Annotated in this window: 12 protein-coding genes; 9 read left to right on the plus strand and 3 right to left on the minus strand. The window is 55.3% G+C overall.

Annotated elements, in window-relative coordinates:
• The first annotated feature begins 447 nt into the window (after window positions 1–447).
• Complete coding sequence (locus G3M56_RS08155) at window positions 448–633, plus strand: hypothetical protein (protein WP_235203323.1); 186 nt, start codon at window positions 448–450, stop codon at window positions 631–633.
• A 282-nt stretch (window positions 634–915) separates the two neighbouring features.
• On the opposite strand, the gene G3M56_RS14295 is transcribed toward G3M56_RS08155, so the two are convergent.
• Together G3M56_RS14295 and G3M56_RS08160 are read right to left on the minus strand one after the other, a co-directional pair.
• Window positions 916–1,743: an HNH endonuclease gene (locus tag G3M56_RS14295; protein WP_425508193.1), complete on the minus strand. Its 828-nt coding sequence runs from the start codon at window positions 1,741–1,743 to the stop codon at window positions 916–918.
• Window positions 1,744–1,919: 176 nt separating this feature from the next.
• Complete coding sequence (locus G3M56_RS08160; protein ID WP_164361911.1) at window positions 1,920–2,453, minus strand: hypothetical protein; 534 nt, start codon at window positions 2,451–2,453, stop codon at window positions 1,920–1,922.
• Between the two features lie 598 nt (window positions 2,454–3,051).
• Between G3M56_RS08160 and proB the strand changes: the two genes are divergently transcribed.
• Both proB and G3M56_RS08170 read left to right on the plus strand, forming a co-directional pair.
• Window positions 3,052–3,852, plus strand: a complete 801-nt coding sequence (proB, locus tag G3M56_RS08165) for a glutamate 5-kinase (RefSeq protein WP_268840027.1) — start codon at window positions 3,052–3,054, stop codon at window positions 3,850–3,852.
• Window positions 3,853–3,882: 30 nt separating this feature from the next.
• On the plus strand, window positions 3,883–5,145 hold the full coding sequence (locus G3M56_RS08170; protein ID WP_164361916.1) for a glutamate-5-semialdehyde dehydrogenase: 1,263 nt from the start codon (window positions 3,883–3,885) through the stop codon (window positions 5,143–5,145).
• A 91-nt stretch (window positions 5,146–5,236) separates the two neighbouring features.
• Here the strand turns inward: G3M56_RS08170 and G3M56_RS08175 are convergent, their stop codons facing one another.
• Window positions 5,237–6,571 carry a dicarboxylate/amino acid:cation symporter gene (locus G3M56_RS08175; protein ID WP_164361919.1) on the minus strand — a complete coding sequence of 445 codons (1,335 nt, stop codon included), beginning with the start codon at window positions 6,569–6,571 and terminating at the stop codon, window positions 5,237–5,239.
• 368 nt (window positions 6,572–6,939) lie between these two features.
• Between G3M56_RS08175 and atpB the strand changes: the two genes are divergently transcribed.
• The 6 genes from atpB (at window position 6,940) to atpG (ending at window position 11,914) form a co-directional block, all read left to right on the plus strand.
• The gene (atpB, locus tag G3M56_RS08180; RefSeq protein ID WP_164361921.1) at window positions 6,940–7,809 is read left to right on the plus strand and encodes a F0F1 ATP synthase subunit A; all 870 of its coding nucleotides are present in this window, start codon (window positions 6,940–6,942) and stop codon (window positions 7,807–7,809) included.
• Between the two features lie 106 nt (window positions 7,810–7,915).
• A complete protein-coding gene (locus G3M56_RS08185) occupies window positions 7,916–8,185 on the plus strand; it encodes an ATP synthase F0 subunit C (protein ID WP_235203325.1) in 270 nt (89 codons plus the stop codon).
• Between the two features lie 178 nt (window positions 8,186–8,363).
• On the plus strand, window positions 8,364–8,909 hold the full coding sequence (atpF, locus tag G3M56_RS08190) for a F0F1 ATP synthase subunit B (protein WP_164361924.1): 546 nt from the start codon (window positions 8,364–8,366) through the stop codon (window positions 8,907–8,909).
• Window positions 8,910–8,957: 48 nt separating this feature from the next.
• A complete protein-coding gene (gene atpH, locus G3M56_RS08195) occupies window positions 8,958–9,356 on the plus strand; it encodes an ATP synthase F1 subunit delta (protein ID WP_164361926.1) in 399 nt (132 codons plus the stop codon).
• 63 nt (window positions 9,357–9,419) lie between these two features.
• The gene (atpA, locus tag G3M56_RS08200) at window positions 9,420–10,955 is read left to right on the plus strand and encodes a F0F1 ATP synthase subunit alpha (protein ID WP_164361929.1); all 1,536 of its coding nucleotides are present in this window, start codon (window positions 9,420–9,422) and stop codon (window positions 10,953–10,955) included.
• Between the two features lie 92 nt (window positions 10,956–11,047).
• A complete protein-coding gene (gene atpG, locus G3M56_RS08205) occupies window positions 11,048–11,914 on the plus strand; it encodes an ATP synthase F1 subunit gamma (protein ID WP_164361931.1) in 867 nt (288 codons plus the stop codon).
• Window positions 11,915–12,004: the final 90 nt, after the last annotated feature.

A 12,004-nucleotide genomic window follows, 5' to 3' on the forward strand; every position in this document is an offset into this window, starting at 1 on the left:
CCTTAATCACCCGTCACTGGAGCGATCCAGTGGCGGGTGATTGTTTATGAGCGGGGCGACTGGTGGTGGCTTTTTGGGAACCGCAGATGGCGCTGATTTGCGCGGAAGGGGGATGACGGTGTTTCGAGTGGAGTGACGGTGTCCTCAACGTCGGGTGAAGTGCGCGGTTAGCGATAGGGGGGGGAGAGGTCGCTGCGCTCCGGCCTGGATGTCGACGAGGACGTCGAGCCTCCAAAAATGTGACGGACTGCGACTGGCGTGACGGTGTCCCCACCGTCGGCAGTGGGTGGCGAGCGTCGAGCGCTTTGGCGGGACGTGGCATTTGGTTGCCGCGAAGTTGAGTCTGCTGGCCAAAGCGGCTGGAAAGGTTGGGCGCAAATGGTTCTGCGGCCACCGTCCTTCGGTGTTGATGTGCTTCAGCGATGGTTAGAAATCGCTGAGCCGTGAGTGAAACGACGAGCCCGCGTGGTCGCTGAAGCCGTGCGGGATTTGTTGTGCCCAGAAGGTGTGGTGATCCGGGCGAAACCGCGTGGAATCGGTCCATTTGAGGGAGAATCTGCGGGAATTGGCGGAGGCGGAGTGAAATGGCTTGCCGATGAGCTGCCGGGTGCGCAGAGTATCGCGGATGGTTAGAAATGATGCGTGTCCCGGTTTTACAAGCAGATGAGCTGTCGGGTGTGCAGGGTGTCGCAGATGGTTAGAAATGATGCATGTCCCGGTTTTACAAGCAGATGAGCTGTCGGGTGTGCAGGGTGTTGCAGATGGTTAGAAATTATGCGTGTCTCGGTTTTAAACGTGCTGCATAAAGCCTGCGGGATGCCCGATCTTCATTATCTCTGGCTCAAAATGCGTCAGATCTCACTGCAGAGATGACGGAGATCCAAAACATTTTGGTTGAAAACGCGGCTCCCCGGACTACTCAACTATTTTCACTCGTTCCATCCTCTTGATTGCAAATACTCGATCAGCCCGCCTGAGGTAGCAATACCCTTCCACACACAGAGAGTACCCCACCTGCTTTAGGCCAGTCGGCTTAATCGAGCGCTTACTCCTCGTCCCATCGCGTTTGGAGTAACTAAAAGCAATTACTAAGCTCTCAGATACAGCGTATGTAATGAGCTCCAACCGATCAGAAAAAGCCGGCCTATTTACAGGGGGAATGTATTTACCACCAGTTGACACATCTCTCCCACCGTGTGCCTGACTATGGCACCTCACACATAAATATTCTAGGTTGTCGAGTCGATGACTCCCCCCACGAGACACGGGAACAGTGTGATGAACATGTTTCTCAACGTTCACCTTCATGCACTTTTGGCAAAAATTTCCTAACTGATCGACCAATAAACGTTTCCTATCCTCCCAATCAGGAGGAGTCTCAGGCCAATAATCATATAAATACTCTATAAGGTCCCGGAAAGACTGAGCTTCACGGTTAAGGACCTTTATCTGCCAAGGTATATCATTTAATCTGCCTCTATAGAAACTCTCATCTAGCCCCCCCCAACCCCAAAGAACCTTCAGCTTATATTTAAAGGTGCTTATCTCTGCAATCTTTGCTTCTGCTTCACGCTTCTCCGCACTTAGTGCTGCAATCTGCCTCGACGCTTCAGATAGAGACCACAACAAACGATTGAAGCATTCAATATGATATTGGACTCCATTTGTCAGGACTTTGCTACCACAACTGGAGCACCCGTCCCTACAAATTACACATATTTGATCACCCAACAGGTCAGTCATATTTTACTTAGATGTGAAGTGCCCCCGCTGAGGGGGGGGAGGGGGGGATGCGCGAAGTTCGGAGAGATCATTACTCTCACCTTCGTGATCTCCCGGGTTGCTGCGGGGGCGTTAACCGTGCTCGAAAGTGTTGAAGCCTCCACCGAAGCCAGCGGAGGTGCATTACGCTTAAAGATTTACCGTGGGAGTTTGATTTCCGAGGAAATCTTTTGAGCAAAATGTGGCTGACGGAATCTTGGGCACACCACAGTAACCTCTATGCAGATTCCCTCAAGGGCGCGCATGGCAACAGTGACGTACCGCCCCGGCTTGGTTTTTGGTAAGTAGAAGCTCTTGATGGTGTTGAAGCCCGACATTTGGACGGTTCTCTTATGTGTCTTTATCGAGCCCTTCGTGTACCCTCCCCTGCCGAGCTTGTGCTCAAGCATCAAGTCGTGCAGCTTACTAGCGTCCTCCGGCTTCTCGTTGATTGCAGGTCCGTTGAACACCTTGATAGCCACGAACTTGTCCCATTTCCCGTCACCGGTCCAGTATGTTGCAGTCTCAAGTACCGCGCCGCCTTTAGTTTCAGTGCTTACCCTAGTCGGGGTGGGCGATTGAAGCTCAATGCCTGACACGGGGAATTTGATGGTATGCTCACCGGCAAAGGCTGAGACGATGCCCCCAAGAGTGAGAACGATAGCGATGGCGACGGGGAGTACTATTTTCATGGGCTGCCAGACTACGCCGAAGGACCACACAAGGCAAGGTTAACGATACCACGTGTGGGATGCATGGTAAATATGGCTGAGCAAGAGCCAAACTCCGTTTAATCTAATAGCAATCGCAACATTACTGTACATAGCCCTACCCACAGCACCTACCCAGCGTTTTGCACTTTTTCGCCAGCAAACACACCAATCCCTTTACCTCGACGGGTGTAGAAGCCACGTAAACCGCCCCTACGGCTAGACAAACGAAGAAACCGATACAGGCATTTTCGGGGATCAGTAGCGTGGGTTGTGCTTGTTTGTTAGCATCGGTGTGCCAGTGGGTTGTGAACGTTTTGCAGGGGTGCTGTTGGCCGTCTGGAATCGGGATTTTGGTGTTTGTTTTGTGTTAGGTTGATTTTGGGGGGGCGTGAGTTGCATTCTTTTTGTCTGGCATAAACTAACATCTGATAAATTCTGGACAGGATTCCGATCCTCCTCATAATCAAAGGCCTCGAAACCCAAAAAAAGAGTTATCGATAATCTAAATACTGAATCGAATCAGGCGAGCCAACAAGATTGGCCGATCGAAAAAACCGTTCACGCCGACCGGATTGTCATCAAGATTGGCACCGGCGTGCTTACAGGTGATGATAGCGTGGTTCTGGATGAGCCCGCGTTTCTTGAAATCGCCCGGGCGGTTGCTCAACTTAAGAGCTTTGGCTTCAAGGTCATTCTGGTTTCCAGTGGTGCGGTTGGAGCGGGGGTCACTGAGTTTGGTTTGAAGAAGCGGCCGGACACGGTGGCCGAGACCCAGGCATTTGCTGCAATTGGTCAGTCCAATCTGTTGTCTCTCTACCGTCAGCACCTCAGTACGTGGGATCTTCACGTGGGGCAGATGTTGCTAACTTACTCGGATTTGAAGTCCGAGAAACGCAGGGCCCGTGTGATGCGCACGTTGGAAGCGTTGCTTGAGATGGACTCTGTGATTCCTATCATCAACGAGAACGACACGGTGGCTCCTGAGCATGAGAAGTTTGATGGTAATGACATTGTGGCTGCAAACATGGCGGCGCTTTGTGGTGCCAGCCGCTTGCTAATGCTGACGACTGTCGACGGATTGCTTGCGCGTAACGACGATGGCAGTCAGAAGCTGGTACGTGAGGTACACGACGTGGAGGAGGCCCTGGCATTGGTGGAGGAGTCCAAGGGGACGCTCTCGGTGGGGGGGATGGCGAGTAAGCTGGACGCGGTACAATTTGCGCTCAATCACGGGGTTGAGACGTTTATTGCCAATGGCAAGCATGCGAGCCAGATCCCGGCTTTGATCGCGGGGGACTATACCAAGCGGACGCGTTTCCAGCCGGACTTCGAGCCGGAAATGACCTCCGAAGAGCCGGCTATCACTGCATTGCCATAACAAGGACAATCGAACCAGCGAAAGAATACGATGAGTATCGAAACACAAATCACGGAAATGGCGCAGGCGGGGAAGCGTGCGTCGCGCCGGGTGGCCGCATTGGACACCGCGGAGAAGAACCAGATCCTCGAAGCGATTGCCGATGGGCTAGAGCGCTCCACGGCTGAGATTATTGAAGCGAATGCCAAGGATTTGGCGGCTGCCGAAGAGAATGGTCTGAGCTCGGCGATGATCGACCGGTTGACGCTCGATGACGGGCGGGTCAAAGCGATTGCCGACGCCGTGCGGCAGATTGTGAAGCTGGATGATCCGGTGGGTGCAGTGATCGACGAGTTTACTGGTGCGCAAGGGATTGAGATCCGCAAAGTGCGCTCACCAATTGGCGTGATCGGGATCATCTTTGAGAGTCGACCTAACGTGACGGTGGATGCTGCCGTGTTGTGCTTGAAGTCGGGCAATGCGACCATTCTTCGTGGTGGTCGGGAGGCGATTCATTCCAACACGGCACTGGCCAAGGTGATCAACGAGAGTGGATGCGCGGCAGGGTTGCCGGAGAATGCGATCCAGCTCATTCCTTTCACCGACCGTGCGGCGGTGCCTGCGTTGTGTCAGGCGGATGAGTCGGTTGATCTGATCATCCCCCGGGGAGGCCGCGGTTTGATCGAAGCGGTTATTTCCTGCTCGCGGGTGCCGGTGATCAAGCATTTGGACGGCATCTGTCACGTTTATGTGGCGGCGAGCGCGGATCCTGAGATGGCGAAGTCGATCGCATTGAATGCGAAAGTCCAGCGCCCAGGTGTATGCAACGCAATGGAGACTTTGTTGGTGGACCGCGGATCCGCTGATCAATTGCCGGGGATCGCGGCGGCATTGCACGCCGCGGGTGTGGAGTTGCGTGTGGATCCTGAGGCAGCTGATGCCATTGGTGATGCGGCTCCAACGGTTGCCGCGACTGAGGATGACTGGCACACCGAGTACCTGGATCTGGTGCTGAGTGTGAAGGTGGTCGACGGTGTGGATGCGGCGATTGACCACATCAACCACTACGGATCTGGTCACAGCGATGGTATCGTCAGCGGGGATGCAGGCGAGGTGAAGCTCTTCCTTGCTGGAGTGGATTCATCGACTGTTTATCACAATGCGTCGACCCGTTTCACGGATGGGGAGATGTTTGGCTTCGGGGCGGAGATCGGGATTTCCACCGATAAGCTGCACGCCCGTGGTCCGATGGCGCTGCCTGAACTGACGACATATAAATACGAGGTGCACGGCACCGGCCAGGTGCGCGGCTAGCTGCCATCCACTTGAGCTAAAAGCGAAGCAGCCGCATTCCCGATCTGGGAGTGCGGCTGCTCTTCTTTAATGGGGGGACAAAGGGGAGGAATTAAAGAGCGGACTCGTCTTTGAGGATCTGAGATTCGCCCTCGCTTTTACCAATGATCACTGCGGCGCAGGAGTCGCCGAAGACGTTGACGGCAGTGCGTGACATGTCGAGCAATCGGTCGACAGAGAACAGCACGGCAATGGCGGCTTCCGCGCCTTTGATATCCACGCTTTGCATGATTACCACGATGGCGACCAGTGATGCGGATGGTACACCCGCCACGCCGATCGAGGTGAGCAGGGCGAGCAGTACAATGCTGAACTGAGTGGCCAACGTGAAGTCGTAGCCGAGCACTTGGGCGATGAACATTACCGCCACACACTCATAAAGCGCGGTGCCGTCCATGTTGACGGTGGCACCGAGGGGGAGGGTAAAGGACGAGACGCGCTGGGAGACTTTGGCGTTTTCCTGGACGCATTCCATGGTGACGGGCAGCGTGGCGGATGACGATGCTGTGGAGAATGCGGTCAGCAAGGCGTCGCGCATCGCGCGGAAGTGGCGAACCGGGTCGACGCGTGCAAGCAGGAGGAGTAAAAGCGGCATGGCAACCAGGAAGTGGGTGGCGAGAGCCGCCAAAACGGTCACAAAGTAGCGGCCAAGCGCGTAGAAGATCTCACCGCCTGCAGCGGCAATGGTTGGTGTCACCAATCCGAACACACCGATCGGGGCGGCGAGCATCACCCAGTGGGTGAGGGTGATCATGATATCGTTGACCCCTTGGATCACGTGCTGCATCGTTTGCCCCATCGATCCGTCGAGGCGGGTCATCGCGATGCCGAAGAGGATGGAGAACACGATCAGTCCGAGCATCTGCCCCTGGCTGGCGGCGAGGATGATGTTCGGTGGGAACATGCGTTTGAAGATATCAGCAATCGGTGCGAACCCGTCCTTCTTGGCCTGCTCCACCCGCTCCAGTTTCTCCTTCGAGGCTCCTGCGTCCTCCAGATTGGCGGCTTCCTGTTCAATAGCTGCCTTGATCGTGGTGTTTGGCTTTCCGTCCTCCAGACCTGGCTTGAGGGTGTTCACCGCAGTGAGGCCGATGCAGACCGCGATGAGCGAGCTGAGTGTGTAGAGGAGCAGGGTCTTGCCGCCAAGTCGGGCGAATCCTTCTACTTTGCCCACGCCGCCGATCCCACTGATGATGGACGACACCACCAGGGGGACGATGATCATCTTGAGGGCGTTCATGAAGATGTCGCCGACAAACTTGGATCCGGTGATGAAACCTTGGTGGACTGCGGATTCGGTTGGCACTGTGCGTAGCCATGCCCCGGCGATGACTGCGGCAATGAGTGCGATGAGGATCTGCCAGTGAGGTTTCTTAAGGTGTTTCATTACAGGAAGATATGCGCGGATCTGCGCCGAAATCGGCTATGTCTGCGAGAGGTTGGTTGATTGAGTGTCCATGAAACCGCCTCCGGATCAAGCGTTCAGCAGGCGGTTGTGCTTGAAATTTCAGAAAAGTTTTTCCGTGTATCGGAGGCGTCACTTTCGGGGGAGTTGATTAAGTTTTGTTAATCGGTGTAACTGCTTGGTGGTGAGTGTTTCCGGTTAGCTTGTGAAAAATTTCACAAATACTTCTTGCGGATGCGTGGCGATGCTGAAAAAGTGCGCGGTCTTCGGGTGGAGAGAGTTCCGGTTGTGCCGGATTTTTTCCACCCGCCCAAATTTCGATCAACGCCAGATTCGACCCGTTATCCACCATGCTCACAGGCATCGCGAACTCCATCAGCTTGCTCCCACTTGCGGCCGTAGACCGTAAGGCAGTTTCCGCATTCCCTCACATCGACGGCTTGTCGTGGATCACCAACTCGATGGTGGTCAGCGTGCTGGTGATGGTCTTTATTTTGGTTCTTGCTCGATTGGTGAGCAAAGATCTGAAGAAGGTTCCAACCGGTGCCCAGAACCTGGCCGAGGCGTTCATTGAGACGCTCTACAATTTCATCGAGAGTATCGTGGGTAAGAGCATCGCTCCGCGTGCGTTCCCTCTGCTTGCGACTTTCTTCTTCTTCTTCCTTTTCGCTAACTGGTTCGGTTTGCTTCCAGGTGTCGGCACCGTGGGCGTTTACCACGCGAACGAGGCTGGTGTGATGGAATTCAACCCATTGCTCCGTCCGACCGCTGCTGACTTGAACGCGGGCATCGGTATTGCTCTGGTTTTCTTCGTGCTGTGGCTTGTGATCTCCATCCAGGAGACTGGCGTGAAGGGGTTCTTCGCTCACTTGTTCGCTCCAAAGGGTAAGTCCGCGAACAAGTTCATGATGGGCTTCCTTGCTTTGATCTTCCTTTTCGTTGGCTGCTTGGAAGTGATCTCGATCTCGATCCGCCAGGTGTCCCTCCCACTGCGAATTTACGGTAACGTGTTCGCCGGTGAGAACCTGCTGCACGAGATGAGTGCTCTCGGTTACAAGATGGGCCTCAATGATATGGTGGCCTGGGCGATGGCCGCAGTCGTTCCGATTCCATTCTTCTTCCTTGAGATCCTCGTCGGCTTCCTGCAGGCGGTCGTGTTCACCCTCCTTTGCGCGGTGTACATCCAGCTCTCGACCACCCACGACGAAGAACATCATTGATCCTTTTCGTAAAACGAAACCAATTTCCTTGTCGGGACCATGTGTAATAAAAGTGTGGGCGGCAGGGAATACACCTGAAACACAACCAACTAACTGATTAATTATTATGATCGAAATGCTCCCTATCCTCGCTGAGGCAGGTGCTGAGGCTGCAGACGCAGCTGCTAAGGCTACCGACCCTGCAATCGCTAAGTACGCAATGGCTGCTGCAGGTTCCGCTGCTGCACTTGCGATTGGTTTCATCGGCGGCAAGGCTGCTGAAGCTACCGGCCGCAACCCAGGTGCTGCTGGTCCTGTTCTTACCATCGCGGTTCTCGGCATGGCACTTGCTGAGGCTATTGCGATTTACGCTCTCGTGCTTGCTTTCGTTAAGTAGTAACGAGCGTTGCGCGACGAGGCTCCGCCTCTGAGCGCGATCCCAATTTTCCGGGTGCCGGTGCATCGGTGCCGGTACCCGGATCCTCCTTCTCTTAAACATCTAACCACAACGGACCGCGCGACTTTGATAGGTGTCCGTTCGACGACTTTCCCAGAATCACCGCAAATCCACTGATATGACTCTTTTCACCACCAGCATTCTCGCAGCCGCGCCGGCAGCCAACGAAGGTATCGCCGAGGGCTTTGGAATTAATGGGCCGGCCATTCTGGCTCAGGTGATTCTTTTCCTCATCGTTTACCTGATCCTCAAGAAGTTCGCATTCGGTCCAATCGGGGCGATGCTCGAGGAGCGCCGCAAGACCATTGAGGCAGCTCAGTTGAACGCAGAGAAGATCCGTAAGGACCTCCAGGCTACCGAGAGCAAGATCGAGGAAATGCTCCAGAGCGCCAACTCGGACTCCGAGCGCCTGATCAACGAGGCCAAGGAAAGCGCCGAGAAGCTTGGCGACCAGCGCAAGCAGCAGGCTGTGGCAGAAGCACAGGCAATCATCGAGAAGGCCAACAAGGCATCGGAAGCCGAGCGCGCCGCGATGATGAACGAGCTCAAGGCCGACTTCGGTAAGCTCGTCGTTGCAGCCACCTCCAAGGTTGCAGGCAAAGAGCTTAGCGCCGCCGACCAGGAGCGCATCTCCCGCGAAACCGCTGCCGACCTCGCTCAGTAACCGACTCGCGATCATCGCAACCCATTCTCAACCGACCCACCGCCTGATATGAAAGTTTCCAAGGAAGCACGCCGCACCGCCCGCCAGCTCTACACACTGGCATTCGAGAACGGCCGTTTGAGCGACGACCGCGTGCGCACGATTCTCGGCAAGCTTCGCTCGAACCCACCACGCAACTATGCAGGCGTGTTGATGGCCTTCGAGCGTCTTGTGCGCTTGGAGAAAGAGCGTCATCACGCGGTGGTCGAGAGCTCGACCGATTTGAGTGATTCCCTTCGCGCGGAGATCACCGAAAGCTTGGTCAAGAAGTACGGTGACCAGGTCACCTTCGAATACAAAGTGAACCCGGATCTGATCGGCGGCGTCCGCGTCAAGCTGGGTAGCAACGTTTGGGACGGCAGTGTCAAAGCTCGTCTCGACTCCCTCGCAAAGTCCTTCGGTGTCTAATTGGTGCCGACCAGATTCTCAGATCACTTACTCCAAATTTTTACTCTCTAACGAACAAAAGCCATGAGCAATATCCTTCAGGAACTCGAAGCGGAAATCAATGGACTCAAGTCCAATGTGACCCAAAGCAATGTCGGTATCGTCCGCGAAATCGGTGACGGTGTCGCCAAGGTGGAAGGTCTCAGCGACGTTCAGTTGAACGAGATGATCGAATTCCCAGGTGGAATCACCGGTCTTGCGATGAACCTCGAGGAAAGCGAAGTGGGTGTCATTCTTTTGGGTGACTACAAGACACTTGCTGAAGGCGACGAGTGTAAGACCACCGGCAAGCTTCTTTCGGCTCCTGTGGGTGAGGCTCTCCTCGGTCGCGTGGTCGACGGTCTCGGCGCTCCGATCGACGGCAAGGGCGCGATTGAGGCCTCCGCTTACTACCCGGTTGAGAAGATTGCTCCTGGTATCATTAAGCGTAAGTCGGTTTCGGTTCCTGTGCAGACCGGTATCATGTCGATCGACGCGATGATCCCAGTGGGTCGTGGTCAGCGTGAGTTGATCATTGGTGACCGTTCGACCGGTAAGACCACCATCGCGGTGGACACCATCATTTCCCAGGCAAACCAGAACCGCGCAGCGGAAGAAGGTCGCCTCAAGGACCACAAGCCAATGTACTGCATCTACGTGGCAGTTGGTCAGAAGCTCGCCAACGTGGCACGTACCGTGAAGACCCTCGAAGACGCGGGCGCCATGGAGTACACCACCGTGGTTTCGGCATCGGCTTCGGACCCTGCAACCATGCAGTACCTCGCTCCATACACCGGTTGCGCAATCGCCGAGTACCTGATGGATCAGGGCAAGGACTGCTTGATCGTGTTCGATGACCTTTCCAAGCACGCTGTGGCTTACCGCCAGGTTTCCCTCATTCTTGGCCGTCCATCCGGTCGTGAGGCATACCCAGGTGACGTGTTCTACCTTCACTCACGCCTTCTCGAGCGTTCCGCACGTCTTTCGGAAGCTGCAGGTGGTGGCTCGCTTACCGCACTTCCTATCATTGAGACCCAGGCTGGTGACGTTTCCGCTTACATTCCAACCAACGTGATTTCGATCACCGACGGTCAGATCTACCTTGAGTCGGACCTCTTCAACCAGGGTATCCGTCCGGCGATCTCGGTTGGTCTTTCGGTTTCCCGTGTGGGATCCGCTGCTCAGACCAAAGCGATCAAAAAAGTGGCTGGTACCACCAAGCTCGACCTCGCTCAGTTCCGCGAACTCCAGGCCTTCGCTCAGTTCGGATCGGACCTCGACGCAGGCACCAAGGCCAAGCTCGACCGCGGTCAGCGCATCGTGGAACTCTTCAAGCAGGACCAGTACTCGCCAAAGAGCATGGAGATGGAAGTTGCAGTGCTCTTCGCCATGCAGAACGGCTACTTCGACGATGTCGCCGTGGACAAAGTGCGCGACTGCCAGGCCAAGATGGAAGAATTCCTCACCAACCGTAAGAGCGACCTTCTTGAGCTCATCGGTAACGAGAAAGCTCTCACCGACGACGTGAAGAGCGGACTCGAGGCAGCGCTCAAAGACTTCAAGAGCGGCTACAAGGCCTAATTCCTTATCGAGCGGGGAGGGTGGTAACGAAAGCCACCCTCCCTGGTCAATTCCACCCCTTTCAGAAACCACTGCAATCAATTAGCTGATCCATGGCAAACATGCGAGACATCCGCCGACGCATCAAGTCGGTGAAAAACACCGCGCAGATCACCCGCGCAATGGAGCTGGTGGCCGCTTCGAAAATGAAGAAGGCCCAGGACCAAGCGGTTGCGGGCCGATCCTATGCCGGGATGCTCAACAACGTACTGGCAAGTCTCACCGAGCAATCCGAGGAGATCACCAGCCCGTTGATGGAAAAGCGCGAGGGGGGCAAGACGCTCGTCGTGCTCGTCAGCACCGACAAGGGACTCTGCGGTGGCCTCAACACCAACCTCTTCAAGAAGGTCCTCGACGAGGCCAACGTGCCTGCCGACGCTCAGTTCGTGAGCGTGGGTAAAAAGGGCCGCCGCTTGATCGCCAAGCTGCAGAAGGAGCTCGTGGCTGACTTCGAAGTGAAGGACCCGGTTCCTTTCGGTGAGACCAAGTTGCTCGCCCGCTTCCTTACCAAGCAGTTCCTCGAAGGGAAAGTGGACCGCGTGCTCGTGGCCTACAACCACTTCGTCAACACACTGAGCCAGAAGCCGACCATCGTGCCTCTGCTTCCGCTGTGCCCGGAGAACCTGCAGGAAGTCACCTCCGAGGGGGCGACTGCTACCGATCAGGAATACATCTTCGAGCCAAGCCAGGACGACGTGTTCGAGCACTTGCTGCCTCTGTTCGTGAACTTCACCACCTACCAGTTGGTGGTCGAGGCTCGCGCATCGGAACACTCCGCACGGATGGTTGCGATGAAGTCGGCTACCGACAACGCCAAGGGAATGATCAAGGATCTGACCCTGGAGTACAACAAGCTGCGCCAAGCTGCCATTACCGCGGAGCTCCTCGAAATCTCCGCCGCAGCCAAGGCAATGGAATAATCCAAGAGAGAATCCTCGCCGCTATCAGATCATCTGAAAACCATCCAATCATTCTTCAACTTTTACGCTTCAACTTCTACTAACAAATCT

The organism is Sulfuriroseicoccus oceanibius, from assembly GCF_010681825.2.
GTDB lineage: Bacteria > Verrucomicrobiota > Verrucomicrobiia > Verrucomicrobiales > SLCJ01 > Sulfuriroseicoccus > Sulfuriroseicoccus oceanibius.

Excerpts from the sequence above, each read along its gene's own strand:
- atpG (WP_164361931.1), top strand. The coding sequence starts at position 11,048 with ATGGCAAACATGCGAGACATCCGCCGACGCATCAAGTCGGTGAAAAAC.
- G3M56_RS08175 (WP_164361919.1), bottom strand. The coding sequence starts at position 6,571 with ATGAAACACCTTAAGAAACCTCACTGGCAGATCCTCATCGCACTCATT.
- atpF (WP_164361924.1), top strand. The coding sequence starts at position 8,364 with ATGACTCTTTTCACCACCAGCATTCTCGCAGCCGCGCCGGCAGCCAAC.
- G3M56_RS08185 (WP_235203325.1), top strand. The coding sequence starts at position 7,916 with ATGATCGAAATGCTCCCTATCCTCGCTGAGGCAGGTGCTGAGGCTGCA.
- atpA (WP_164361929.1), top strand. The coding sequence starts at position 9,420 with ATGAGCAATATCCTTCAGGAACTCGAAGCGGAAATCAATGGACTCAAG.
- G3M56_RS14295 (WP_425508193.1), bottom strand. The coding sequence starts at position 1,743 with ATGACTGACCTGTTGGGTGATCAAATATGTGTAATTTGTAGGGACGGG.
- G3M56_RS08160 (WP_164361911.1), bottom strand. The coding sequence starts at position 2,453 with ATGAAAATAGTACTCCCCGTCGCCATCGCTATCGTTCTCACTCTTGGG.
- atpB (WP_164361921.1), top strand. The coding sequence starts at position 6,940 with ATGCTCACAGGCATCGCGAACTCCATCAGCTTGCTCCCACTTGCGGCC.
- atpH (WP_164361926.1), top strand. The coding sequence starts at position 8,958 with ATGAAAGTTTCCAAGGAAGCACGCCGCACCGCCCGCCAGCTCTACACA.
- G3M56_RS08170 (WP_164361916.1), top strand. The coding sequence starts at position 3,883 with ATGAGTATCGAAACACAAATCACGGAAATGGCGCAGGCGGGGAAGCGT.